Below are 25,083 nucleotides of genomic sequence, written 5' to 3' on the forward strand. Positions count from 1 at the left end.
CGCCATGATGCAGGCCCTGAATCGGTCAGTGGCGCCGGTTCAGACCCTGCATCATGGCCCTGTCTCCCCCGTGGACCATGGCGTAGTTGTTCACCACGTCATGAATCTTTTCCTGAGAGTAGGGCTTCACCACGTAACCGTTAGCCCCGGCACTGATGGCCCGCTGAATACTTTCAATGGAATCATCCGCCGTCACCAGCACAATATGCTGCTCCTCCCGGCTGCGCTTGAACTCCAGCATCAGCTCGTGGCCATCACCATCAGGCAGACCCAGATCCAGTAAAATGATCTGAAATTCCTGGGCTTCAAAAGCCGCCCTGGCTGAGCCCGCATCCACGCATTCGGCCACCTGCGTTGCCCCGGCCTTGTAGAGCATCTCCACCAGCCGCTCCCTCATCACAGGCTCGTCTTCTACTACCAAAACTCTCAAATCCGTCATGACTTGCTCCTCTCACGCTGATGGGTCATTGCCTGTGCGCCGGGGCAGATCCAGTGGCGCAGGGCGTGGCTGGTCGGGCTCCCTGAGATCGGAACGGTCCGATGCATCCTGAAGCCCGGTCAATGACGCCTCCATGCCAAATCGGGTCAGGATATTGCTTATGCTCACCGCCGTTGTGTACAGGGAGATGGCGATGATCAGCAGAATCGGCTGAACAAAGGTAACAAAGCCGGGCACATCGGAACTTGCCAGTATACTCAATATCAGAATGATTGCCGGGCCAAGCACCACAAACAGGGTCAGCGCGATAAAGAAAACGATGCGTTCCTTGTAGCGCCCCAGATCCCGGTTGGTCACCAGCCCGAGCACAAACTTGCCAATGGCAAGGCCCGCCAGAATGGTAGCCGCAATACTCAGATCCGGTCGCAGCAACGTTTCATAGAGCCGGCCTTCCCACAGCCGTTGCATACCAATAATCAGAAAGGGAAACAGGACGAACAGGATGTCCGCGTAGGTCCCGTACATCATACTGAGGGAATGGTGCTCTCGGCGTTCCGGCAGTTCACTCATTGCGTTGTTCCTGTTGGTTATTCACAGATCAAATCAGCCCGGGGTCTCTGATGCACTCAGGGCGCGGTCTATCATTTCACCGAGTCCCTGCAGCTCGCTGCGAACCCGATCCCAGTCCGGGTCAGTGGCTTTCAAAAGATCTTCAAGTTTGCCCGCCTGGCGGGTCATCAGCGGATAGCCCATGGCCCCCGCTGTCCCCTTGATCTGATGAGCCTCTGTTTTTATGAGTTCTCGATCGCCATGGACCAACGCCTCCGCAATCCTCTTCCTGCGGTTCGCCAAACCGTCAAGAAACTGGGCGACCAGATGGGCAATCTCCGCCTCCTCATCGGCCGGGGCGGCGGAGGCCAGGCTGCCACCCAGCATTCGTGCCAGCAAGGACCGGAGATGTGACTGGTCAATGGGTTTGCTCAAAACTCCATCACAGCCGGCCTCAAGCAAAGCATCCGTTTCCTGCTGGTCGCCTGCAGTAAAGGCAATCACTGGCCGGCGGAACCCGGCCTGGCGGAGCAGCGTGGTCGCGGCAACGCCATCCATGCCCGGCATATGACGATCCATCAGGACCAGGTGAATGGTATCTGAAAGCGCCGTTCTGACCGCTTCATCTCCGGTGGTAACGGCCACCACCGTCAACCCCTCACGGCGCAGCATACGTTCCACCAGCTGGCGGTTTTCCTCGTTGTCCTCGGCCACCAGCACCTTGCCTCGGTAACGCCGCTCGGACTCCAGGACGTGGTCCGGGCTCACCACCAGGTACCGGGCCAGGGTTTCGAAAAACCGTTGTTTATCAATAGGCTTGGCCAGATGCTCATTACAGCCCGCCAGCCGATAATCGGCAATATCCTCAGACATCACATTGGCCGTCAGGGCAATGACCGGCGTATTCACTCCTGCTTCGCGCAGCGCCGCCGTCGCATCACGTCCATTCATCACCGGCATCTGGATATCCATCAGAATCAGGTCAAAAGGCTCACGTATGGCCAGCTCCAGCGCTTCGGCGCCATTACCCACATGCACCAGCTCGGCCCCGGTGCGGGACACCAGCAGGGACACCAGGCGCCGGTTAACGTCGTTGTCTTCGGCACACAGAATTCGGCCAGAGAGTCTCGGTGCCACAACCATGGGTATGGCTCTGCGACGCTGACTCAGCTCCGAGGCATCCCGCAGGAAATGCACCTGCTCCAGTGAACCGGTTCGGATCGAAAGCTCGAACTCACTGCCCTCGCCATAGGTACTGTTAACCCGGATGTTGCCCCCTAGCATTTCCGCCAGGCGCCTGGAGATGCTGAGCCCCAACCCGGTACCGCCATATTGTCTGGAGATCGCGGCGCTGCCCTGGGCAAAAGGATCAAACAGCCGGCCCAACTGCTCCGACTTCATGCCAATACCGGTATCTACGACCCGGGCCACCAGTAGTTCCTCGTCGCGTTCACATCGAATCACCAGGGAAATCGAGCCTTTTTCGGTGAATTTCAGAGCATTTCCACACAGATTTATGATGATCTGCCGTAACCGGGTTGGGTCTGTGAGGATCTGCTCGGGTAACGGGTATTCACAGATAATGCTGAATTCGAGCCCCTTCTCCCGGGCCCGGGGCGCAAAAAAGGCCCGGATTTCATCCAGCAGTTCCGGCAGGTTAACCGAGACAATATCCACGTCCAGTTTGTTGGCGTCGATTTTCGAGTGATCAAGAATATCGTTGACCAGTTCCAGCAGATGCCGCCCGCTGCGCACCACTGTCTCGGCACTGCTTCGTTTCTCAGGCTCGCTCAGGTCCGGATCAAGCAGGGTTTCGCCATAGCCGATGATCGCTGCCAGCGGCGTTCGGATTTCATGGCTCATGTTGGCCAGAAACTGGCTTTTTGCCTCTGCTGAGTTGCGGGCCAACTCCTTCTCCAGCCGCTCCTGCTCCCGCTCCCGCTCAATACGCTGCCGGTTGTGGCTCTCCGTGGCATCGATGCAGGTTCCCTCCAGATGCGTCGGCTCGCCCTCGTCGTCGTACACCGTATGCAGTGAGATGGTGGCCCAGCGCTCATCGCCATCCCGGGTCAGGTACCTGGCCTCGATACCTTTCACTGTGCCCCTTGCTTCCAGCTGCTCTACCACCAAACGGCGTAGGCGATCATCGGCAATACAGGTTTCCAGTACATCCGGATTTTGTCTGAGCAGTTCCCGGCTGCTGTTGTAGCCCAGTAATCGGGCCATCGCCGGGTTGGCAGTAACAAAACGACGGCCCGGGGACATCTGGAACACCCCCTCAATGGCATTATCAAACAGCGACTGGTAACGCTGCAGGTTCGAGAGGGCCCGCTGACTCCAGCCAAGGGCCTCGCCCTGAACCTGCTTGATCCGGTCCGCCAGGGCAAACGAGAAGAGTATGATCTGGGCCGTTAAACCGAACTGCGGCGAGTAGGTGGTGAAAGTGTTCAGCGGCAGTATGCCCATGACCGTCATGGCGTAGACCCCGAAACCGACCAGCGCCAGAGTCCAGGCGAAGAAGTAAGAGCGCGCCGCCGGATTGTAGTAGCGCCAGGACAGATAACTGACAACAATCATGATCAGGCTCAAAAGGATCGATCCTACAACGATCCATTCCATGGCCACGTGATACGGCAAGAACAGGGAGAGCACAAAGGTGGCAACCACAGAGTAGAGGCAAAGCCGGATAACCTGATCAAGGTCCGCCGACCGCTCACGGGTTTCCAGCAGTGACCGGGCCATGAGCAGGCCCCAGAACCAGGTCAGAATAATCTGAAAATGCAGCAATTGCTTGTCGAACAGAGCGGGCCGACTGTCCAGAACCTGGACGCCATGGACCTGTTCGGTGACAATAAATATGGTCGCCGACACCAGGTAGAGCACGTAATAGATATTGCTGCGTTCGCGAACCGAAACAGCGACAAATAGGTTGTAGGCCAGGATCGCCAGGATGGCTCCCAGCAGGATCCCCCGGACAGCTTCGTCCACCGATACTTTTTCAATGTAGCTGTCCGGGTGCCAGAGGCTGATGGGCAACCGGAAGGTATTGGTATTGGTAACCCGCAGGTAGACCCGGTTCAGGTTATCCGGCGCCAGGGACAGACGGAACGTGGGATTGGGTACCGCCAGATCCCGTTCGGCCCAGTTGTCCTCATAGCCGGCCCGCCGATGCTCTATCAGCGTGCCGTCGCGGACCATGAACAGGGTAACCTCATCCACCAGGGGCAGGGCCAGCTCCAGAATCCAGTCAGTCTGGCCCGGGTCACCGGCTGTTCGCAGATCAAGGCGAACCCAGTAGGCGGATTCGGTGTAGCCGAAGTTCAGTACGCCGCCTTCGTCACGGGTGAACGCGCCCGGCTCCCGGTTCCGGACTTGCTCCAGTGTGAGGGTCTGGTCCGGATCCTCCAGGTACCAGATGCAACCGCCAAGATCGCGAATACTGTCGATACCGCTGCCCAACACAATCTCGCCATCACGGCAGGGCCCCGCCGCACTGGCTACCACCGGCATCATGGCCGTGACCAGTAACAGCAGTGCCATCAACGAACCTGTCGCCGCATGGGGCGCCCATTCTTGCCGTTGCCGCAAAATGTGATCTCCGCGAGGGTAGGTTCCGGTGTTATGTTTTATTGTCAGTAGCCTAACCGGGGCAATCGCTCCGAGGTTATTCACTTTAGCCGTTTACGTCGTTTTTCGCATCCCGGGGCCTATTAAAATGAGACATTCCTGCGTGTTCGCTGCTGTTTCCGTCACCACTCTGGCCCTGGGTGGCTGCGGGCTTGAGGACACCGGCCCTTCGGCCTTCAATCCGGCCACCAACGTCGACCTGAGGTTTTCCAGCTTTGATCTTGAGAACACCCAAACCGCCCCGGATAACCTTGAGCATACCCGGTTCTGGACTTTTTACCGGGGCATCCAGCCCTCCGGGGACAACGCCGATGACCTGGCAACCGTCGGCGAGATCCGTAGCCACATCGACATCTTTATCCGCACCACTCCGGCAGAAACAGGCACCGGGTACGACAGTGTGCGCAATCCCCTGGACCTGATGAATCAGGTGCTGGCGTCCGGAGAAGTCACCAATTTCCAGGAAGGCAAGCGGTACATTGGCCAGCGCATTGCTGAGGGCGTGGCGGGCACCTACAACACGCGGGGAAATGGGGCGCAAATACGGTTTACGGACCAGTCTGCCGTGCTCGCAGACTTGTCACTGAATGACCAGATCTGGATCTACCCAACACTGGACTGGCGCTATCTGCCCGACGGCCCTGAAGGCTCAAACCTGACAGAAAAGGTGTACCGCACAATTCAGTATGTCAGCCGGAGTGTTGACGAAGAGGAGCAGCCGGAGCTGGTCAGCGTTCTGGCAGGCAGCCGCTTTGATGCCAACAGCTTCATGGAGCTGGGTTACAGCCCCACCGAGTTTGCAACCGCGGACTACCTGAGCCGCAATTATGGAAGCATTGAGTTGCGGCAGGATTTTATCAAGGACAACATCGATACCCTGTTCATCAAGAGCGCCGACGTCGAGGTGCTGGGACTGGATCGTTACCCAGGTTATTCCCTGGACGATAATAGCCCGGATTGTCTGAGGGTGGAGTTGGATTACGATATGAGTGTGGTAAGGATCTTTGCCTCAGACGGCGAACCGGCACGCATTGATGACCCGGATTCCGCAGATGCACAGGATACCATTGCCAATCCGGACAACTGCACCAATCAGGAGGAGTCCGAGGCGATCACCAACTGGGCAACGGTCGCGACTACCGATCGCTAATTGAAGCCGCCATCCTTGAGATCCCAGTTTTGCAGGAAGCCCTTTTTTCGGTCGATCATCCGCTCATAGGTGGAAATCATGATTGCCGCGTGGGGGGCTTTAACCAAACGAAGCGTTTCAATCCGGCGTTCAAGCCGATCGACTTCTGAACGCACCTGCTGATGCACATGATTGCGAACGCTGTCATGATGGTCCAGCATAACCTCGCGGGAGGCTGGCCGGTGACTGGGCAGAGCGGGCTTATCCATTCGGCTTCTCGTCCATTGAGTCGTGAAAGATCCTTTTCCCATTTTGCAAGTCTGCACAACAGTCAAACCAAGCGCAATAAAAATGAATAGAGTTTCATTTTTAATTATGCGCTGGCAGACCCACTTTCAATTCAGGCGACAGAACCCCTGCTATAGTTCCCTGTAGACACGACATTTCCCACCCTGACAGGAGCTCCCATGACCCAGACATCCGTGGCGGATACCCTGCGTGAATATCTGTCACTGCTCGAACTGCTTGATGATGCCTACTGGGAAGCCAGTAGCATTCATCACAAGGACATGCTGTATGACATTATTAGTATCTTCAGCCAGGAAGTGGCTGAGATCAACAAGCTCAGCATCCAGGATCACCACTATCCCTACGAAGTGATCACGGAAGGTATTCGGCGGGTTGTGCCAAAACTGGAACGGCTGGATGAAAACCGTGAAGACGTCATCCAGCGCACCCAGACCCTGACCGATTTCCGCGACATACTGTCGTCCGTACTGGGCATTCTGGAAGCACAGCTGCGCACCATGTGAAGCCTTCGGTTCAGGCGGCAAGCAGTGGTCGCCTGTGCTCTGGTATCAGCGGGAACCGATTGCAGACGGTGTAGACAAACTTCCCCAGTGCCGGCAGGTGATGACCAATAATCGGAAATCCGGTATTGAGTAGACTGACCGAGATATCCCGGGCTGCATCCGCCCAGCACAGCTTGTTGATCAGTCCGATATGGCCAAAGGCATAGCGGCTGTGCTGGCCCCACAGACCCACTGGATTCCCGCCCAGCATCATGCCGGCGCTGAACCTCATGGGGACCATCATGGTCCGGTCGATCTGGAGCGAGCCAAACTGCTGAATGGCACGGCGAATGGTGAGTTCACTGCAGATCCGTCGACCATTCCAGAGCCCCCCGTTCAGCATCATCTGGAAAAACCGGCTCATTTCCTCCGCGGTTCCGCACAGGTTCCCGGCGGGAATCACCGCTTCCTGAAAGCGAGGGTCGTTTGTGACCCGCTCGACCGTCCGGATGTCACCACCCAAAGCCCGATTTACCACCCAGGAAACGGGAAAGCGCGGCGTTGGTCCGGTTGCGTAGTTGCTGGCGAGCTCATTCAGGTGTTCCGGTGCAATGCCATAGGTAAACCATTTCATACCCATTGGCTGGCGCAGATGCCGATCAAGATAGTTTTCGATGGTGTCCCCTGTGACACTTTCCAACACCCTCTGCAACACAAAGCCACCGGTAATGGCATGGTAGGCCACCTTGGCACCGTCCACTTCCACAGGCTTGGCCGCACATAGCAGGCGCCAGATCTCATCGCGATCCCACAGCACATCAATAGGCGTTTCCCTCGGAATCGCCGGAATACCCCCCCGGTGGGAGAGGATCTGATGAACCGTGATGGTACGTTTTCCTCCACTGGCGAACTCCGGGCAATAGTAGGACACCGGATCCATCAGGTTAACCAGCCCCTGTTCCGCCAGCATATGGATCAGCAGGGCAGTTACTGCCTTGGAGGCCGAAAAATAGCAGATCGGTGTATCGGTGGTCATCGGAACCCGGGCCGCATTCGGAGGATCGTGCGGCCCGTTGCCGGTGGCGTGGCCAATGGCGCGGTGCAGAACCTGCTCGCCCCGGTGGCGAACAGAAATCTGGATTCCGGGGTGCACGCCTGTTCGGTAAAGCCCCTGGACACTGCGCCAGATGGCCTCGACGGTCTCTTCACTGACACCGGCGGCTGCCGGATTCTCACTGGCAGCGTCGCGGAAGGTCACGGTGTCGAGATCCCCGGGAATCTGGCAGATGTGAAGCGCGCGGCGGGCAAGTCGATTCATCGGGTCAAACCTTTATCAGGACGATTGTTTTTATTCTATCTTCAGTTTCGCCGGCGCAAATCGCATTGGCCGGACGGTGACCGGGCCAGCGTCAACGCTTCCACCCGGCAACGAGCTTACGATTCATTATGGACCTGGTCGTGAAGGTGCGCCATGGCCACACAGTTTCGGCCCCGGTCCTTCGCCAGATACATGGCCTTGTCGGCGGCCGCACACAGTGCCGCCGCATTTTGCGCGTGTTCGGGGTATACCGCGACGCCCACACTAATGGTTAATGGCACGGCACTTCCATCGCCCAGCGGCTGCGGTGCCTCAACCACCTTGCGGCGCAAACGCTCGGCTGTATCACGGGCTTCGTCCAGATCCATTTCGGGCAAGACAATCACAAATTCTTCGCCCCCGAACCGACCAATCGAGTCGACACTGCGAACACTGCCCAGCAGCAGACGACTGATGGAGCGGAGCACCGAATCCCCCGCGGCATGGCCGTAGGTATCGTTAACGTCCTTGAAATGGTCAAAATCGATCCAGAGCAAAGCCATCGGGCGTTGATAACGCCTGGCCCGCTCCAGCTCTTCCTCCAGAATCCTCGACATTTCCCGCCGGTTGAAGAGGCCGGTCAGTGGATCACGGGTCGCCAGCTCTTCGAGCTCGATTTCCAGCTCCTTGCGGTCCGATATGTCCAGGACAATCCCCTCAAGGACCACTGTGCCATCACCTTCCTCAACACCCCGCCCACGTTCCCAGACCCAGATCCGGCTGCCGTCCTTGCAGGTCAGGCCGTATTCCAAGGAGAAGGATTCGTCGTTCTCCAGTGCCGCCTTCACTTCGCAGAAGATGCGTTCGCCGTCCTCATCATCAATCAGGCTGGCATAACTGGTCACCCGGTTTTCAATCAGCTCCTCCGGCTCATAACCCGTCAGGCGGGCACAACCCTGGGAGACAAACAGCATGGTCCATTGGGGGTCATAACGGCACCGGTAAGCCATGCCAGGGAGATTGTCCATCAACACCTGAAGCTGGCGCTCCCGATCGCGCAAAGCCTGGCGCTGGCTGTACTGCAATGTCAGCAGGACCCGATCCTTGGCGAGTTGGCGAAAAAGCCCGACAAACAGAACCAGCCCGGTGGTGAGGACAAACAAGAAGCCCTTCCAGGTCTGGACAACCGACAGGGTTTTCGGGTCCGGAAACCAGGCCTCGGCAATGGAATCCGAAAACCCAATCCAGGTGACACCGGCGATCAGGTAGATGAGAGTTGCCCAGCCCGCCCGCCGCAGGGGCGTCTGATGGTCATTCAAATTATTCATTCCCTGATCTTTTGCCGGTGAAGGCTCCATGGATACACAGCCATTTGTCTTGATTGTTCATGATGTACGAAAAATAGTCATAACGGGACCTCAAGTCGAGCGTCAAATTTTATTAGCCGTAAAATCAACAAACTCCGCACCGGCCCGCTACTCTGCAGGCAGTTGTTGCTCTGTGGTTTAACTGGTTTAATCCCCCATGCTATCACTTTGAAGGAGCTGAACATGACGCCGGGCATCAACGCTGCACGAAAGGCCAGGGTCGCCCATACCATTCACGAGTATAACCATGATCCGGCGAGTGAAAGCTATGGCACCGAAGCGGCCGAGAAGACGGGTGTTGATCCCGCCCGCATTTTCAAGACGCTGGTTGTCGCCATTGATGAAAAGGAGCTCGCCGTCGGTATCGTTCCGGTGACCACCATGCTGAATATGAAACTTATCGCCCGGGCAGCCGGCGGCAAAAAAGCCGCCATGGCAGACAAACAGGCCGTTCAACGCAGCACCGGTTACGTCCTGGGCGGCGTCAGTCCCCTGGGCCAGAAACGAAAACTCAGAACCTTCATTGATGAATCCGGCCAGAGCTTCGAGACCATTTTCGTCAGCGCAGGCCGCCGCGGGCTTGAAATCGAGCTGGCACCCCAGGATCTGGCACGTCTGGTTGACGGTGTTTTTGTCTCCCTCCATCAGGAGTAATCTTTGAATCACGCCATAGACCTTCTGCTTATCGGAGGCATCATGTTATTGGCCCTGGGAGCTCACACTCTGGGTCAGCGGATGCGCGTACCCCGGGTAACGCTTCTCCTGCTGGTGGGAGCTCTTGCAGGCCCGTCGGTTCTGGACCTGATCCCGGTAAGAGTCAGTGACAATTTCCCATTGGTAACCGAACTGACGCTGGCAATGGTGGGATTTCTTCTTGGCGAGCGCATGTCGTTACGCGACCTGAAAGACGGACGCGAGGCGATTATCGTGAGCCTTGCCGTGACCCTGGTCACCGCACTGGTTATATTTTTCACAACCTGGACAGTGACGGGAAATCTGCCAGCGTCTCTTCTGCTGGCCGCCATCGCAACTGCGACCGACCCCGCAGCCACCCTGGATGTTATGAGAGAAGCAGGATCGCGGGGACCTCTTACCCGCGTGGTGGCTCAGGTGGTGGCCATTGACGATGCCTGGGGGGCCATTCTTTTCAGCATACTGCTGGTATTCGCCGAGCTCTTCTCGGGCAATGGTACAGCCGTTTTTGAAGCCATCGGATACGGCTTCTATGAGGTTCTCGGTGCGATGATTCTCGGCGTCGTGCTGGGCTTGCCCATGGCCTGGATGACCGGACGCCTGAAGCCAGGGGAGCCGATGCTTCTGGAGTCGGCCGGTTTCGTATTCGTCGCGGCCGGCATAGCAGGCGCTCTGGAACTTTCCTACCTGCTGACCTGTATGACTCTCGGAATTGTTGTTGCGAACCGGGCTCACCATCATGTGCGCCCGTTTCGTTCGATCGAGGGCATCATCGAACCTTTCCTGGCAACGTTCTTTTTTCTCGCGGGGTTCAGCCTCGATTGGGACTTACTGCCCACGATCGGCTTGCTCGGCATAGCCTATATCCTGGCTCGGATAACCGGTCGCATACTCGGGGGAGCAATTGGAGGCATGCTCGCAAACTCGGCGCGGATGGTGCGGCTTCGCAACGGGGCCTGCCTTCTTCCGCAGGCAGGTGTAGCCATGGGGCTAGCCCTGGTGGCAACCGACCGGCTTCCGGAAGTTTCGTTTATTCTTCCGCTGATCATCGGTTCCACGGTTTTTTTTGAACTGATTGGCCCGCCCACCACCATGTATAACCTGCATAGAGCGGGAGAAACCGGCCGTGGTTACGACGAGCAAACTGACGACGACTGACGACCAGAATAAAAAAAGCCCATATGGCCATGACGGTCATACGGGCTTTGGACCAATAGCCGGGCGCTCCGGCTATCTATCAGGCTAGTTACTTTACAGACGCTCGCGCATCGGCAAGGATCTTGTTCAGCGTCGCGCTAGGCTGCATTACCTCGCAGACTTTTTCTGCCGGCGGATGGTAATACCCACCGATATCGGCCGGGTGGCCCTGAACAACCGTCATTTCCTCAAGAATCTTGTCCTTGTTCTCCTCAAGCTGTTTCGACAGCTTGGTGAAGAACTCCTTCAATTCCTTGTCGGAATCCTGCTTGGACAGTTCTTCGGCCCAGTACCGGGCGAGGTGGAAGTGGGAACCGCGGTTGTCCAGTTCGCCGGTAACACGGGAGGGAGACTGGTTATTTTCCAGCAGGCGCTCCGTGGCTTTGTCGAGGGTCTGCCCCAGCAGACGGGCACGTTCGTTGCCATGCTTCTCGCCCAGTTCATCGAGGGATACCGCCGTCGCCAGAAACTCGCCAAGCGAATCCCAACGCAGATGGTTCTCCTGGATCAGCTGTTGCACGTGCTTCGGTGCCGAACCGCCAGCGCCGGTCTCATACAGGCCACCGCCATTGAGCAGTGGAACAATGGACAGCATCTTGGCGCTGGTGCCCAGCTCCAGGATCGGGAACAGGTCGGTGAGGTAGTCACGCAGCACGTTACCGGTTACAGAGATGGTGTCCAGACCGCGAATCAGACGCTCCATGGTCCAGCGAATAGCCCGAACCGGAGACATAATGCGAATGTCCAGACCCTCGGTGTCATGATCCTTGAGGTAAGTCTCAACTTTCTTGATCAACTGAGCATCATGGGCACGCTCATCATCCAGCCAGAACACCGCCGGCATGCCGGTGGCACGAGCGCGGCTGACCGCCAGTTTGACCCAGTCGCGGATCGGCAGGTCCTTGGTCTGGCACGCGCGCCAGATGTCGCCCTTCTCGACGTTGTGCTCGGTCAGCACGGTACCGTCATCGGCAACGACGCGAACAACTCCGTCTTCCTTGATTTCGTAGGTCTTGTCATGGGAGCCATATTCCTCGGCCTTCTGCGCCATCAGCCCCACGTTTGGCACGGTACCCATGGTGGTCGGATCGAAAGCGCCGTGGGTTTTGCAGAAGTTGATCACTTCCTGGTAGATGGTGGCGTAGGTGGACTCCGGCATGACAGCCTTGGTGTCCTTGAGTTTGTTGTCCCGGGCCCACATCTTGCCGGAGTTGCGGATCATGGCGGGCATGGAGGCATCAACAATGACGTCGCTCGGTACGTGCAGGTTGGTGATGCCCTTTACCGAATCCACCATGGCAATTTCCGGACGGTGCTCGTAACAGGCGTGAAGATCTTCCTGGATTTCCTCCTGCTTGGACTCCGGCAGTTGCTTGATTTTCTCCACTACGCTGGAGAGCCCGTTGTTCGGATTGACACCGATCTCGTCAAACAGCTCTCCGTACTTGTCGAACAGGTCCTTGTAGAAAACCTTCACCGCGTGACCAAACACGATCGGATGGGAGATTTTCATCATCGTGGCTTTTACGTGCAGCGAGAACATGACACCGGTCTTTTCACAGTCTTCGATGGCGTCTTCGAAGAACTTCACCAGCGCTTTCTTGCTCATGAACATGCCGTCCAGCACTTCGCCTTCCTGCAGCGGCAACTCGGATTTCAGAACGGTCTGTTTGCCTTGCTTGTTCTCGAACACGATGCGGGCGATCGTGGCCTTGTCCAAAGTGACAGACTGTTCGCTGGAGTAGAAGTCTCCACCCCGCATGTGCGCCACGTGGGTGCGGGATGCCGGGCTCCACTCACCCATAGTGTGCGGATGCTTGCGGGCAAAGGCCTTGACCGCAGCCGGGGCACGACGGTCTGAGTTACCTTCACGCAGGACCGGGTTCACGGCACTGCCCAGAACCTTGTTGTAACGGGACTGGATTTCCTTCTCCTGATCTGTCTCCGGGTTTTCCTTGTACTCCGGCAACTTGTAACCCTGGTCATTCAGCTCCTTGATAGCCGCCCGCAATTGCGGAATTGAGGCTGAGATGTTGGGCAGTTTGATGATGTTGGCATCGGGATCCTTGGTGTAATCACCGAGCTCTGCCAAGGCATCCGGAACCCGCTGATCTTCTTCGAGGTAGTCCGGAAAATTCGCCAGAATACGTGCCGCCAGGGAGATATCACTGGTTTCAAATTGAATACCAGCGGGCTTGGCGAAAGTTTCCAGGATAGGAAGAAGTGACCGCGTCGCGAGGGCTGGTGCCTCGTCGGTCAGGGTGTAGACAATCTTGGCTTTGGATGATGTCATTTTCGTCCTCAGGCTAATGGGTGGGTTCAGGACGGTCATGGCGGGGTCAGGCGTCTTTTGAACGTCCGACCTGAGCGATGACTGATTGGGAACTTTTGATAGACCTACTAAGATACCATTTTTCCGTAATTTTTGGTTACGATCTTAGTATAAGAACGGTCTAAAAATGCCTGATCTTCCGTTACAACACGATGAAATGGCGGGAATTTACGAAACTTTCTAACATCGGCTAACATTACTTCGGTGGGGACGCGGGACGGGTTTGTCGGATCAGCCGAAGGCGTAATCCGACAAACCCGTCCACTTTCCACATCTTAGTCGGACAGCAACCCAACCTCAGCAAACCGCTCCCGGATATGATCCAACGCCTCCGGGTTGCCAAGCGCATCCCGGTTGTCGGCTTTCTTCGAACCATTGATCAGGCGGGCCACGGCCAGCTCCACTTTCTTGCCACTGCGGGTGTACGGGATGTCGTTCACCTGCACGATGTGTTTCGGCACATGCCTGGGGCTGGCGCCCTCGCGGATGCGGGACCTGAGCTGCTTCCGCAACTCGTCGGTGACTTCCTGGCCGTCGGCGGGCACCACCAGCAGGACTACTTCGACGTCGCCTTCAATCTGGCGGCCAACCACGAGACTGTCTTTGACTTCGGCCACGGTTTCTACCTGGCGGTAGATTTCCGCGGTGCCGATGCGGACGCCGCCGGGGTTCAGGGTCGCGTCGGAGCGGCCATAGATGATGGCGCCGCCGTGCTCGGTGAATTCGATGAAGTCGCCGTGGGCCCAGACCCCGGGGAAGGTATTGAAGTAGGCGTCCCGGTAGCGTTCGCCGTTCGGGTCTTCCCAGAAGCAGACGGGCATGGACGGCAGGGGCTGTCGACAGACGAGCTCGCCCCGGCCCTGGCTGACCGGCTGGCCGTCATCGCCATAGGCGACCGCGTCGACACCGAGGAAGCGGCACTGGATTTCACCGCGGCGCACCGGCAGCAGCGGCGTGGAGCCAACAAAGCAGCCGCAGATGTCGGTGCCACCGGCGATGGAGCCAAGCAGGGCATTCGGGGCGCCATCGGTGTACATCCAGTCGTAATCTTCCGGCAACAGCGGAGAACCGGTGGAGAACACCACCCGCAGCTTGCTCTGGTCCAGGGTTTTCGCGGGCTGTAATTCGCCCTTGCGGCAGCCGGCGATAAACCGCGCGCTGGTGCCGAAATGAGTCACCTCCTCTTTCGCTACGGTGTCCCACAGGAAACTGAGGCTCGGATAACCGGGGGAGCCATCAACGGTGATAACCGCGGCACCGGTCAGCAGGGCGGAAGCCTGCCAGTTCCACATCATCCAACCGCAGGTGGTGAAGTAGAGGAACCGGTCGTCCGGGCCCACATCACCGTGCAGCATCAGTTCCTTGGCATGGTTAACCAGCAGGCCGGCGTTGCCGTGGACGATGCACTTGGGCTTGCCGGTGGTACCGGAGGAATACAGGATATAAACGGGATGATCCGGCGGCAGCGGCGTAAACGAGGGCGCGTTGCCAGCACCGAAGGCCAATGCGTCGTCCCAGGTGGTAACCCGGTCACCGGCAATCGGCGCTTCGTTCGGCAGCTGCTGGACACTGACCACCGTTTTAAGGGTTGGCAGGCCGGCGATCAGTTCCGCGAAGTCGTGCTGGCGGGCAAAGACCTTGCCACCATAGCCGTAGCCGTTCACCGCGATCAGTGCGGCGGGTTCAATCTGACCAAACCGGTCGAGAATGGCACCGACGCCGAAATCCGGGGAAGCGGAACTCCATACCGCACCCAGACTGGTGGCGGCCAGCATACCCACCAGCGCTTCATAGCCGTTGGTCACGACACCTGCGACGCGATCTCCCTGGCGGATTCCCTTGCTGCGCAGGAAAGCCTCCAGGGCGCCGGCGTCTGCCTTGAGTTGGGCATAGCTGCGACGCAGCACTGGCCGGGTTTCACAATAGGCCACCACGGCCTCGCGGTCGGCGTGCTCACCCTCCGCCAGACGAAGCAGGTTGGCGGCGAAGTTCAGTTTCATACCCGGGAACCATTCGGCACCGGGCATATCGCGCTTGCCCAGGACCTGGTCGGCCGGGGTATCGCACACCAGGCCGCAGTAATCCCACACCTTCTGCCAAAAGGTCTCCAGCTCTTCAATAGACCATTGGTGCAGGGCGTGATAATCGGCAAAGGGGCCGAAGCCCTGCTGTTCCAGCGAGGCCTTGAACTGGCCCATACGGGAGTTTTTCAGGGTGTCTTCCGAGGGAGACCAGACTACCGGTGATTGTTCTGTGTGACTCATCCGTCTCTCCTGTCAGTTACTGCATATGCCAGCCATGGCTGACCACAATGGATTGGCCCGTGAGCGCTGCGGAAGGGAAAGCCGCCAGATGCACGGCCAACTCGGACACGTCTTCCGGCGTTGTGAATTCTCCGTCCACCGTATTTTTCAGCATCACTTTGCTGATGACTTCTTCCTCGGAAATGCCCAGCTCCTTGGCCTGTTCGGGAATCTGTTTGTCCACCAGCGGCGTGCGGACAAAGCCCGGACAAATGATGTTGCTGCGTACCCCGTGCTCCGCGCCCTCTTTGGCCACGGCACGGCAAAGGCCGAGCATGCCGTGTTTTGCGGCAACATAGGGTGACTTCAGGGGCGACGCTTCCAGGGAATGCACTGAGCCCATATACAGCATGATGCCGCCGCCGTTGGCGTACATCTGCCGGAGCGCCGCCCGGGTAACCAGGAAGGCCCCGTCCAGATGAACACTGATGACCTTACGCCAGTCTGAAAACGCCAGTTTGTGTACAGGGTCGATATGCTGGATGCCCGCGTTAGCGACAGCAATGTCCAGCCCGCCCCAGTTTTTCACGATGGAGGCAACGCCATCGTCCACTGCCTTCTCGTTGGTGACGTCCATAGCCAGGGCCATGGCGGTGCCGCCAGCGGCTTCAATGGCTTGCACGGTATCCTGGGCGCTTTCCAGGGTCAGGTCCGCGACGGCAACCCTGGCACCCTCGCGGCCATAATGTTCGGCAATGGCCCGACCAATGCCGCGGCCAGCGCCGGTTATCAGGGCAATCCGGTTTTCCAGACGCATTGTCTATCTCCTTAGTCGTAAGCCACGCTCGGCAGCCAGGTCGCGATTTCCGGTACCAGGAACACGATAGCCAGAGCGACAAGCTGAATAATGATGAAGGGTATGACGCCCTTGTAGATATCCGTCACCTTGATTTCCGGCGGCGCCACGCCCTTGATGTAGAACAGGGCAAAGCCCACCGGCGGCGTCAGGAACGATGTCTGCAGACACATGGCAAACAGGATGGTGAACCACACCAGGTCGAAGCCGAGATGCTGAACTACCGGCGCGACCAACGGCAGGATGATCAGGGTGATCTCGACCCAGTCCAGGAAGAAGCCGAGCAGGAATACCGCGAACAGAATGGTCAGTATCACGCCATAGGGCCCGAAGGGCAGCCCCAGCAACGCATCTTCGATCACCTGATCGCCGCCCAGACCCCGCAGTACCACGGAGAACGCCGTTGCACCCAGGAAAATGGCAAAAATGAACGCCGCGGTGCGTGTCGTTTGCTGCATCGAGGAGTTAAGAACTTTCAGGTTCAGACGCCCCGCCATCAGGGCCAGCAACAGGGCGCCAAGGGCACCGACACCGGACGCTTCGGTAGGCGTTGCTATGCCGGCAAAGATCGAGCCCAGCACGCCCAGAATCAGCGCAGCCGTGGGCACCACGGCCTTGGCCACTTCCCAGACAATACTCCAGGACACTTTCTGGGTACCCTCAGGCACTGGCGCAATGTGTGGCTGAAACAAGGGGCGGATCATCACGTAGGCAACGTACATCGCGCCGAGAAGCAGACCAGGCAGGAACGCACCCATGAACAGGTCGCCCACGGACGCCTCCGGAACCGCCAGCCGGTCAGCCATCAGCACCAGCATGATAGACGGAGGGATCAGGATCCCGAGGGTACCTGTGGCGCAGGCAGTACCCACGGCAAAGCCCTTGTCGTACTTGTTTTCCATCATGACTGGCAAGGAGAGCATGCCCAGAAGCACCACGGACGCACCGATGATACCCGTGGTGGCCGCCAGCAAAACGCCAATGACAACCACCGTGACAGCATACCCTCCGCGAACGGCACCGAAGAGTTTTACCATACTGTTCATCAGTTTTTCAGCGACGCCTGACTGATCGAGCATGATGCCCATGAATATGAACATGGGCAGGGCGACGAGGGTCTCGCTGTTGACAATGCTCCAGATTCGCTCGGGCACGAGCCCCATGGAAGATGGGTAATCAAACCAGAGGTTTGCACCAAAATCTTCGACCGCCACCACACCGATCACGGTCCAGACAACGGCGGTGCCTCCCAGCACCCAGGCAACCGGATAACCGGTCATCAACAACGCCCCGAAGGTCAGGAACATTCCGATTACAAACAGGGTTTCAAGCTCCATCAGGACGCATCCTCTTTCTTGTTATTGCCGGACTCGACCCGGATTGGCTTCGGAAAGCCGAATAGCAGTGCCGTTACTTTCAGCAGGCGGGACAGCGCCGCCACAATCAGCAGGGAAAAGGACAATGCCAGAATGCCCTTGAGCACCCAGCGATAGGGAAGCCCTGCGGGCGCCTGACTGGTTTCGCCCTGCTGCCAGGAGTGATAGGCATAGGGGAACATCTCATAGACCGCCAGCCCGAGGAACGGCAACAACAGCAAAAGCAGGCCAAACAGTTCAATCCAGGCCTGGCCTCTCAGGGACAGGCGCTCATGGAGCACATCCACTCTCACATGATCATCCACCACAAGGGTATAGGACAGCCCCAACAACCAGCCGATGCCGGCCAGATGCCACTGCACCTCTTCCAGCGTCACGGAACCCTCGCCAAAAGCATAACGGCCAACCACTGCCCAGATAATGACGCCCGTGACCACGATCCAAAGCCAGGAGGCGCCTTTGCCAATCAAGGAAACCCCACCGTCTATCCACTGACTGATGCGGGTGGTTGGCAGCTCCGTGTGTTTATGTATAAATTTATCGGCGTCAGACACCGACGTTTGCTTGTTATGCGGTGAGTCTTTACCAAGCACCGTCATATAACAGTTCCTCGCTCAAAAAGCCGACTGTGAAACAAGGATGGCCCCGAAGGGCCATCCAGAATTGGTCAGAGAACACCGGAACCTGCCCCGGTGCTCGGGATCGGCCCCCGACCTTACAGGTCCGTCGGAACGTAGGCCCGGGTATCCCACACCTTGTAGGTTTTCAGGAACTCGTTCTGGCTTTCATAAACGCGCTTGAAGTCGGCATCCTTGGAGGCTTCTTCTTTCAGCACTTCCTCGGTGACCGCTTGCAACTGTTTCAGAACGTCACGGGGGATCTGATCAGCCTGAACACCTTTTTCCTGGAACTCGGCCAACACCTTACCATTCTTGTATTCGCCCTCGGCCAGGCCAAGAGTTGTTGCCGCAGTACAGGAGGCCTCGACCAGCGCTTTCTGTGCGTCAGTGGTTTTGTTCCACTGATCCCTGTTGATCAGCATGTACTGGGCGGTGAACTGCTGGTGCCAGCCCGGGAACAGGTTGTACTTGACCACCTGGTTGAAGCCCAGGATCTGGTCGATGGCAGGCATGGAGAATTCGGTGGCATCGATGGTGCCTTTTTCCAGTGCCTGGTATAGCTCACCACCGGGCATCATGGTGACGGAGGCGCCCAGTTTTTCCAGAACCTTGCCACCCAGACCCGCGAAGCGAATCTTCAGGCCTTCATAGTCTTCCAGTGTTTTGATTGGCTTTGAATACCAGCCCGCAGTCTCAGGCCCGATAATACCGCACAGCTGGGCGTGCACGTCGAAGCCCTTGTTGGCATAGACTTCCTGCAGCATTTCATGGCCGCCACCGTAGTAATACCAGGCGGTGTAGGCCCAGGGCTTCATGCCAAAGGGTACGGCTGCGAACAGGGGAATTGCAGGCACCTTGCCCTGGTCGTAACCGATCCAGGTGTAACCGGCTTCAACCTTGCCATCGGAAACGGACTGCAAGATATCGAACGGCGGCACCAGCTTACCCGGCTCGTACACGCGAACCTGAATGCTGCCATCGGAGGCAGTGGTGAGGTTATCGGCAACCCAGGCGGCAGGTGAACCCAGGCCGGGCAGATTAGTGGCGAACGCAACTGGCATCTTCCAGCGCAGGTCGTCTGCAAAAGCGGAGCCCGTAGTAAGGGCAATCGCACCGGCGACACCGGTGAGAACCTTGAGAAGTTTCATTGGAAAGTCTCCTAGCATTGTTATTGTATCTGGCCTGGCGGCTTACAACCTGAAAGGCCTGGTCTGAGTATAGTCAGAAGATGCAGGGACAGACGGACAGAAAAAAATCGGGGGTCCAACGGTTTGGCGTCAGTCTTGTTGTCTGCATTGTTCTGACGTCCTGCAACCTGTCACCTGCAGACAGTATGCCAAAATTATTTTTTATATATATTTCATTAAGTTGAAGCTTTAAGCTCGTCGGGAAGCGGGGTGATGTGTCCGGCATTCCGGACATAGTTAGACAACAGTCGTAGGTAATTGTACGGACCGCAGGACACATGTCCGGATTTCAGGACATTCTGGCAAGTTTCTCATAAAGCACCGACCGTGAGATCCCCAGCAACTTTGCTGCCCGGGTGCGATTACCACGACTCGCTACCAGGGCCTCTTCAATGGCCTGGGCCTCAGCCTCGGCAAGGGCCTGGGATAAAGGCCGGACCGGTTGTGCCGTCATTGAAGAAACTGGGCGACTGCCATTACGGGGCAATACCTTGAAAATGGCATCCGCATCCAGCAGGCCACCATCCTCGCCCATGGTCAGGGCGCGCTCCAGAACGTTCCTCAATTCCCGGATATTACCAGGCCAGTCGTAACTGCCGAGGGCTAATACACCCGCATCGGTAATCTCCCCGCGCAACTCCAAGCCTTCACAAATGTCTTCCAGTAAAGCCTCGCAAAGCACACCGAGATCCACCAGCCGGTCCCTCAGCGGCGGGATCGGAATCTCCAGAACGTTCAGGCGATAATACAGATCGGAGCGGAAGTCGCCTTCGGCAATCATCACTTCCAGGTTTCGGCTCGTAGCCGCGATCACCCGCACATCCACCGGCACCACCTTGTTGGAGCCCAGGGGCTCAATCTCCCCTTCCTGCAACGCCCGAAGCAGTTTGGCCTGCAATGGCAGGGGCATATCGCCTACTTCATCAAGGAAAAGAGTGCCGCCATTGGCAAGCTGGAACTTCCCTTCTCGGGTACGGCGCTCCGCGCCTGTGTAAGCACCCGGAGCCACCCCAAAGAACTCAGCTTCCAGCAGGTTGTCCGGAATGGCTGCCACATTAACGCCCACGAAAGGCTTGTCTGCCCGGGCAGACACAGTATGGATGGCCTGGGCCAGTACCTCCTTGCCAGTGCCGGTTTCGCCGAGCAGCAGCACCGGCATTTCCCGCCCGGCAGCCAACCGGGCCCGGCGTTTGACCTCAAGCGCTGCCGGGCTGGCACCGACAAAATCGCCCAGGCTGTAACGGGTTCCCCGGGCTTTCTTTGCCAGCGCCTTGCGAGCTGCGGCCAGATCCTGATGAAGGCGTCGGTACTTTGAAACCAGTGGCGTCAGCGGTTGCAGATCGTCATACAGGACAAAGGCAACCGCGCCTACGATCGCTCCATCGTCGTCGTAGTAAGGCAATCGTGTAACCACCAGCTGTTGCTGGTTGTGCTCCATGATATCGAGCAGCAGCGGCTTGCCGGTTTCAACCACCTCCGGCATCCGGGTCTGGGGAATAACCTGCCGTACCGGCTTGCCGATCACCCGCGACGGATCGCCCAGGCCCAGCAGGTGGGAATAACTGCTGTTGATCCAGGTAATCCGGGCATCCCGGTCCACGGCGATGGCGCCGGCGCTGGCCTCCTCAAACATCGGGAACAGGGCTTCAATCAGGTCCCGGGTCAGGCCACTCTTATTTTCATCGGTAAACAACTCTGTCATGTACCGTGCACCAACGGGTTGGATGTCTTTCATGGTTAAAACCCCTGCTTCCGATCTGGCCGAAGGCAGTCAACGAAGTATATGGGGCCCCCGAAGCGGGGGCAAACAAAGCCGGCCCGACATTAGCCCGGGCCGGCAGATGGCCCAGTTATTCCGGGATCCGGAGCTGGTTATCGACAAACAAAATCCGGTCCCCATCTTCTGGAGAAAGCGTGATTGCCGGCAGATTGGCTTCAGTCAGTGCTGTGGTGATAGTGCCCCGGGGCACGGTCCGGACTACCTGGCTGGGTGGCAAGGGCTGCTTCTGCGTCAGATGCGCCCAGACCAGATCCAGCGCCTGGAAATAGTAGTGGTGCAGGGGAACATAACGGTCCGCGATACCGGGGAAGCCATTAAGAACATCCAGGTGATGGGCGTTCAGGATTTCGTAGTACCTCAGATTGCTTTTTTTGCCTTCGACACGATGGTTGAGGCCAAAATAGGGTCGGGAGGTATGGTTGATGGGCAGAATCGCGTCAGCACGACCGGTGACAAAGACCGTCGGCCTGCCCTGCAGATTCCCCGAGGCACGGACCTCGGCTATTCCTTCGGCTATGGCGTCTGCCAGCTCGGCGTCGGAACCTTCAAGGGCTGCACCGGTGACCACATCACGGCCCTGAGCGAGGCTGCGCAGGCACAGCAGGGCATCCAGGCCGTAATCCATCTGGTTGGAGCTCGGTGAGGCGCTTATGGGCAAGCTGGTGGGCTGGCCGTCGGCACCGTCATAGACAATAGCCACACCGGCTGATGGTGGGATGCCATTGCTGACGGAGAACAGGGCGGCCTCAACAGCGGGTGCCAGTGGGGTCACTGCTCCGGCGGAATCCACCGCCGCCAGGCTGAGATCACAGACCCGGTCCTCAACACCGGCCCGGCCATAGGCGTTGGCGTAGGTCATGGAGATACTCTGGGCCACGGACAGCCCAAAGTGTACCGGCGCCAGCAAGTTCTGCTCCGGTTGAATGCCAAACTCCTCGTTCAGTATGCGCAGTGCGTCAGTTGCCCGGTCATCCAGCGTGGCGCCACTCACCAGCCCCTTGTTGGCGAGGGAGTTGCAGATATTTTCGCCGATTGCCGGAGGATTGAAGGCCGCATTGAGTGGCGCAGTGCCACGGATTGCCGGTGCCTGATTGGCGCAGCCCTGATAAACCGCCAGGGCGGTGGTGTAATCCAGCAGACTGCGGCTGTGCTCGGTAATGACCGGGCCGTCACCCTGGCGGATGGTGAAGCTGCGGTCCACTTCCGGATTCACGTTCGGCTCCGATACCGCAACACCGTCAATCAACCCCTCGGTATCCAGTTCGGCCGCCCGCACAGACGAGCCTCCACCGTTGGACACGCTGGAGGCAATCACCACCGTATTCTTGGGATTAATCGTCCTCAGGACCTCGCCGTTGCCCAGCTCCCGGCCAAATTTTTCGTTCAGCACGTAAAAGCCGAACTCAATGGACTGCAACACATGCAGCCCCCACTCTGCTTCCGGATTGGCTTTGGAGTGTGCGTGCTTCCAGGCAAACCGATCCGGCCAGGCGCTGTCGAAGGTTGCGCGCTGCTCATCGCTCAGGTCGGCCCGGAACTGCACTGGCTCCTCGAGTGAAGTAAGCGTGCCATCAATGCGCTGGGCGGTATTGGTGGCCAGGTTGTGTGAACCGGTGCCGGTGCCCTTGTCCGTGTACACCACGGCACATCCTTTCTTGAGGCCCCATTCACCGGCGGTACCGATAGCGCCGTAGATGCCACGGGAGCCGGAGGATGGCGCCGTAACCATGCAGGGTTGCTCGGGATCAAAGCTCTCGGGCACCTGGGCCATGACCGTTACCGGCACGTCGGTTCCCGGTACCGCCATATAGGCGATGTACTCGTCACCGGGAATCCGACCTTCGCCACCGTTGCCCACCTGAGGACCAAAGAAGGTGCCATAGCCGCCGCCCGGTGCGGTATCGACCAGAGCGCGGTAGTTGTTGTAAATGGCGAGGCGCCGGAGCTCGGCGGGCGTCGGATTGAGAGCGTCTGTGAAAGCAGGCGCGGGAGTACTTGCCAGACCGGTGGCGCCCAGGCCCGCGGTCAGCAGGTCATTGGTAATGCCGTCGTAACTGGTTTGTTGAATATCGCCCTTTACAAAGTCAGGGATGTCATTAAAGGGTTCCTTGCAGGCAGTCAGGGTAAACCCCGTGGCGCCGATCAGGGCGCAGAGCATTATTCGTTTCATGATCGTTCCTTGTTTGTTGTTGTAAACGAATAGACCAGGCCTCAAGCCGGGCCCATAGAACGCCATGCGGATCCTGTGCCAATCACCCAATTCATTGATTTAAAATGGATACATTAAATTTTTGAGAAAACTGGAAGGAAGAAATCCGGGAATCCGGACAGTCCGGTGGATGAATTAACCAAGAGATGGCCTGGAACGGGCGTTTAACGGCACTGTCCGAAAACCCGGACACCGTATGGATAATCGGACAATCCGGTAAGCGAGCGATCTATTCATTCGCGGGTAACCGACCCACACCTCCGAATTTCCGACGGTAATGCGCTGGAGTCAGGCCAACCCGTTGCAGGAACTTGCGACTGAAAAAGGCGGCGTCCTGGTAGCCCACCATTTCCGCCACCGCCTCGACAGAGACCTTGCTGGTCTCCAGGATCTGCTTGGCCTCTTCCAGCCTCAGGGTCAATACATAGTCAATGGGCGTCATACCGGTTGCCTGCCGGAACCGGCGGTGGAACGAACGTTCGCTCAAACCGCTGAGCGATATCATACCGGCCACCGGAGAGGGCTGGTCGTAGTGATGGGCGACCCATTGCTGACAACGGCCAATGACTGCGTCATCAGACTGGCGCTGATGGCTGACCGAAGCAAACGGTTGCTGTCCGGTCTCGTGCCATTCAATCAGATGGACCTTGGCAACCCGGACCGCTTCAGCCTGGCTGCAAAAACGGGCAATCAGATACAGGCCAAGATCCATCCAGGAGGTACCCCCGCCCGACATGATCAGGCGCTGGCCGGTACCGGAAGCCACCAGGGCCCGCTCCGGATGCATCCGGACGCCGGGATAACGTCTGGCCATGAAATCACAGAACCCCCAGTGGGTAGTGGCATCCTCACCGGCCAGCAAACCGGCCTCTCCGAGCAGGACTGCGCCGGTACAGGCGGTGGCGATCAGACCGCCCTTGCGCCAGTAGTCTTTCAGCCATCGGGTTTCCCGTGCAAACAGATCACCGGGGCCGGAGACAGGGTCGAACACCACTTCGAGAATGCAGAGCGCATCCGGGCAATACCGGTCGTCCAGGGTTTTCGCCGGCTTGACCCAGCCGCCGTTCGACAGCTCCATAGGCTCGCCGTCGATTGACACGATGGATGCATTGATCAGTCCCTCGCCCGGAGTGCCCTGCATCAGAAAGTCCCAGTCACGCCCGGCTGAGGCAAGAACCTCCTGCATACCATAGATTGGCGACGCTGTTGCCTGGGGTACGGCGAGAATGCCCACCTCAATCGGCCTGCGAAGCATCTCCTCGCTGTTCTCTGCCACCACGGTGCCCTCCCTTTCAAACCTGATCATAGGACCTCCAATTCGCCCTGGCCACCTGGCGGATTCGACCAGTAATTGACGGATTTCGCTGAAGGGCACCAACGGCCGCGGGTGC

19 protein-coding genes are annotated in these 25,083 nt (G+C 58.1%); 4 read left to right on the forward strand and 15 right to left on the reverse strand.

Features of this window, described 5'->3' with window-relative positions; genetic code table 11:
* Nucleotides 1-25: 25 nt before the first annotated feature.
* Genes ACN0XM_RS02565 through ACN0XM_RS02575 form a run of 3 tightly spaced genes read right to left on the reverse strand, consistent with a single transcriptional unit; the run spans nt 26 to nt 4,528 of the window.
* A complete protein-coding gene (locus ACN0XM_RS02565) occupies nt 26-439 on the reverse strand; it encodes a response regulator (protein WP_417565350.1) in 414 nt (137 codons plus the stop codon).
* 12 nt (nt 440-451) lie between these two features.
* Entirely contained in the window at nt 452-1,009 is a 558-nt protein-coding gene (locus tag ACN0XM_RS02570; RefSeq protein WP_417565351.1) for a hypothetical protein, read from the reverse strand.
* A 33-nt stretch (nt 1,010-1,042) separates the two neighbouring features.
* Complete coding sequence (locus ACN0XM_RS02575) at nt 1,043-4,528, reverse strand: response regulator (RefSeq protein ID WP_417565352.1); 3,486 nt, start codon at nt 4,526-4,528, stop codon at nt 1,043-1,045.
* Nucleotides 4,529-4,703: 175 nt separating this feature from the next.
* On the opposite strand from ACN0XM_RS02575, the gene ACN0XM_RS02580 reads away from it, so the two are divergent.
* Nucleotides 4,704-5,765, forward strand: a complete 1,062-nt coding sequence (locus tag ACN0XM_RS02580; protein ID WP_417565353.1) for a hypothetical protein — start codon at nt 4,704-4,706, stop codon at nt 5,763-5,765.
* On the opposite strand, the gene ACN0XM_RS02585 is transcribed toward ACN0XM_RS02580, so the two are convergent.
* Nucleotides 5,762-6,013 carry a hypothetical protein gene (locus ACN0XM_RS02585; protein WP_417565354.1) on the reverse strand — a complete coding sequence of 84 codons (252 nt, stop codon included), beginning with the start codon at nt 6,011-6,013 and terminating at the stop codon, nt 5,762-5,764. The two genes, ACN0XM_RS02580 and ACN0XM_RS02585, sit on opposite strands and share 4 nt — an antisense overlap.
* A 198-nt stretch (nt 6,014-6,211) precedes the next feature.
* Between ACN0XM_RS02585 and ACN0XM_RS02590 the strand changes: the two genes are divergently transcribed.
* On the forward strand, nt 6,212-6,556 hold the full coding sequence (locus tag ACN0XM_RS02590) for a hypothetical protein (RefSeq protein ID WP_099618196.1): 345 nt from the start codon (nt 6,212-6,214) through the stop codon (nt 6,554-6,556).
* Between the two features lie 10 nt (nt 6,557-6,566).
* Here the strand turns inward: ACN0XM_RS02590 and ACN0XM_RS02595 are convergent, their stop codons facing one another.
* Both ACN0XM_RS02595 and ACN0XM_RS02600 read right to left on the reverse strand, forming a co-directional pair.
* Entirely contained in the window at nt 6,567-7,853 is a 1,287-nt protein-coding gene (locus tag ACN0XM_RS02595) for a serine hydrolase domain-containing protein (protein ID WP_417565355.1), read from the reverse strand.
* 116 nt (nt 7,854-7,969) lie between these two features.
* Nucleotides 7,970-9,160 (reverse strand): diguanylate cyclase, encoded by a 1,191-nt coding sequence (locus ACN0XM_RS02600; RefSeq protein WP_417565356.1) that lies wholly within the window; start codon nt 9,158-9,160, stop codon nt 7,970-7,972.
* A 222-nt stretch (nt 9,161-9,382) separates the two neighbouring features.
* Here ACN0XM_RS02600 and ybaK point away from each other — a divergent pair, with 222 nt between their 5' ends.
* Both ybaK and ACN0XM_RS02610 read left to right on the forward strand, forming a co-directional pair.
* On the forward strand, nt 9,383-9,853 hold the full coding sequence (gene ybaK / locus ACN0XM_RS02605) for a Cys-tRNA(Pro) deacylase (RefSeq protein WP_417565357.1): 471 nt from the start codon (nt 9,383-9,385) through the stop codon (nt 9,851-9,853).
* Nucleotides 9,854-9,856: 3 nt separating this feature from the next.
* Nucleotides 9,857-11,050: a cation:proton antiporter gene (locus ACN0XM_RS02610; protein WP_417565358.1), complete on the forward strand. Its 1,194-nt coding sequence runs from the start codon at nt 9,857-9,859 to the stop codon at nt 11,048-11,050.
* Nucleotides 11,051-11,138: 88 nt separating this feature from the next.
* Here the strand turns inward: ACN0XM_RS02610 and ACN0XM_RS02615 are convergent, their stop codons facing one another.
* The 9 genes from ACN0XM_RS02615 to ACN0XM_RS02655 form a co-directional block, all read right to left on the reverse strand.
* Nucleotides 11,139-13,382, reverse strand: a complete 2,244-nt coding sequence (locus ACN0XM_RS02615; protein WP_417565359.1) for an NADP-dependent isocitrate dehydrogenase — start codon at nt 13,380-13,382, stop codon at nt 11,139-11,141.
* A 314-nt stretch (nt 13,383-13,696) separates the two neighbouring features.
* Nucleotides 13,697-15,685, reverse strand: coding sequence for an acetoacetate--CoA ligase (locus ACN0XM_RS02620; RefSeq protein ID WP_417565360.1), 1,989 nt, complete (start codon nt 15,683-15,685; stop codon nt 13,697-13,699).
* A gap of 16 nt (nt 15,686-15,701) precedes the next feature.
* Complete coding sequence (locus ACN0XM_RS02625; RefSeq protein ID WP_417565361.1) at nt 15,702-16,481, reverse strand: 3-hydroxybutyrate dehydrogenase; 780 nt, start codon at nt 16,479-16,481, stop codon at nt 15,702-15,704.
* Between the two features lie 11 nt (nt 16,482-16,492).
* A complete protein-coding gene (locus ACN0XM_RS02630; protein ID WP_417565362.1) occupies nt 16,493-17,857 on the reverse strand; it encodes a TRAP transporter large permease in 1,365 nt (454 codons plus the stop codon).
* Nucleotides 17,857-18,495 carry a TRAP transporter small permease subunit gene (locus ACN0XM_RS02635; protein WP_417565363.1) on the reverse strand — a complete coding sequence of 213 codons (639 nt, stop codon included), beginning with the start codon at nt 18,493-18,495 and terminating at the stop codon, nt 17,857-17,859. Before ACN0XM_RS02635 ends, ACN0XM_RS02630 begins: the two co-directional genes overlap by 1 nt.
* 116 nt (nt 18,496-18,611) lie before the next feature.
* Nucleotides 18,612-19,664 carry a TRAP transporter substrate-binding protein gene (locus tag ACN0XM_RS02640; protein ID WP_417565364.1) on the reverse strand — a complete coding sequence of 351 codons (1,053 nt, stop codon included), beginning with the start codon at nt 19,662-19,664 and terminating at the stop codon, nt 18,612-18,614.
* Between the two features lie 328 nt (nt 19,665-19,992).
* Nucleotides 19,993-21,405, reverse strand: coding sequence for a sigma-54 interaction domain-containing protein (locus tag ACN0XM_RS02645; protein WP_417565508.1), 1,413 nt, complete (start codon nt 21,403-21,405; stop codon nt 19,993-19,995).
* Nucleotides 21,406-21,553: 148 nt separating this feature from the next.
* Nucleotides 21,554-23,653: a 3-hydroxybutyrate oligomer hydrolase family protein gene (locus ACN0XM_RS02650; RefSeq protein ID WP_417565365.1), complete on the reverse strand. Its 2,100-nt coding sequence runs from the start codon at nt 23,651-23,653 to the stop codon at nt 21,554-21,556.
* 268 nt (nt 23,654-23,921) lie between these two features.
* Complete coding sequence (locus tag ACN0XM_RS02655; protein ID WP_417565366.1) at nt 23,922-24,998, reverse strand: GlxA family transcriptional regulator; 1,077 nt, start codon at nt 24,996-24,998, stop codon at nt 23,922-23,924.
* Nucleotides 24,999-25,083 lie beyond the last annotated feature (85 nt).

Source organism: Marinobacter sp. (assembly GCF_048269445.1).
GTDB lineage: Bacteria > Pseudomonadota > Gammaproteobacteria > Pseudomonadales > Oleiphilaceae > Marinobacter.

Excerpts from the sequence above, each read along its gene's own strand:
- ACN0XM_RS02630 (WP_417565362.1), bottom strand. The coding sequence starts at position 17,857 with ATGGAGCTTGAAACCCTGTTTGTAATCGGAATGTTCCTGACCTTCGGG.
- ACN0XM_RS02580 (WP_417565353.1), top strand. The coding sequence starts at position 4,704 with ATGAGACATTCCTGCGTGTTCGCTGCTGTTTCCGTCACCACTCTGGCC.
- ACN0XM_RS02585 (WP_417565354.1), bottom strand. The coding sequence starts at position 6,013 with ATGGATAAGCCCGCTCTGCCCAGTCACCGGCCAGCCTCCCGCGAGGTT.
- ACN0XM_RS02650 (WP_417565365.1), bottom strand. The coding sequence starts at position 23,653 with ATGAAACGAATAATGCTCTGCGCCCTGATCGGCGCCACGGGGTTTACC.
- ACN0XM_RS02645 (WP_417565508.1), bottom strand. The coding sequence starts at position 21,405 with ATGACAGAGTTGTTTACCGATGAAAATAAGAGTGGCCTGACCCGGGAC.
- ACN0XM_RS02570 (WP_417565351.1), bottom strand. The coding sequence starts at position 1,009 with ATGAGTGAACTGCCGGAACGCCGAGAGCACCATTCCCTCAGTATGATG.
- ACN0XM_RS02590 (WP_099618196.1), top strand. The coding sequence starts at position 6,212 with ATGACCCAGACATCCGTGGCGGATACCCTGCGTGAATATCTGTCACTG.
- ybaK (WP_417565357.1), top strand. The coding sequence starts at position 9,383 with ATGACGCCGGGCATCAACGCTGCACGAAAGGCCAGGGTCGCCCATACC.
- ACN0XM_RS02575 (WP_417565352.1), bottom strand. The coding sequence starts at position 4,528 with ATGGCACTGCTGTTACTGGTCACGGCCATGATGCCGGTGGTAGCCAGT.
- ACN0XM_RS02565 (WP_417565350.1), bottom strand. The coding sequence starts at position 439 with ATGACGGATTTGAGAGTTTTGGTAGTAGAAGACGAGCCTGTGATGAGG.
- ACN0XM_RS02620 (WP_417565360.1), bottom strand. The coding sequence starts at position 15,685 with ATGAGTCACACAGAACAATCACCGGTAGTCTGGTCTCCCTCGGAAGAC.
- ACN0XM_RS02640 (WP_417565364.1), bottom strand. The coding sequence starts at position 19,664 with ATGAAACTTCTCAAGGTTCTCACCGGTGTCGCCGGTGCGATTGCCCTT.
- ACN0XM_RS02595 (WP_417565355.1), bottom strand. The coding sequence starts at position 7,853 with ATGAATCGACTTGCCCGCCGCGCGCTTCACATCTGCCAGATTCCCGGG.
- ACN0XM_RS02600 (WP_417565356.1), bottom strand. The coding sequence starts at position 9,160 with ATGAATAATTTGAATGACCATCAGACGCCCCTGCGGCGGGCGGGCTGG.
- ACN0XM_RS02655 (WP_417565366.1), bottom strand. The coding sequence starts at position 24,998 with ATGATCAGGTTTGAAAGGGAGGGCACCGTGGTGGCAGAGAACAGCGAG.
- ACN0XM_RS02635 (WP_417565363.1), bottom strand. The coding sequence starts at position 18,495 with ATGACGGTGCTTGGTAAAGACTCACCGCATAACAAGCAAACGTCGGTG.
- ACN0XM_RS02615 (WP_417565359.1), bottom strand. The coding sequence starts at position 13,382 with ATGACATCATCCAAAGCCAAGATTGTCTACACCCTGACCGACGAGGCA.
- ACN0XM_RS02625 (WP_417565361.1), bottom strand. The coding sequence starts at position 16,481 with ATGCGTCTGGAAAACCGGATTGCCCTGATAACCGGCGCTGGCCGCGGC.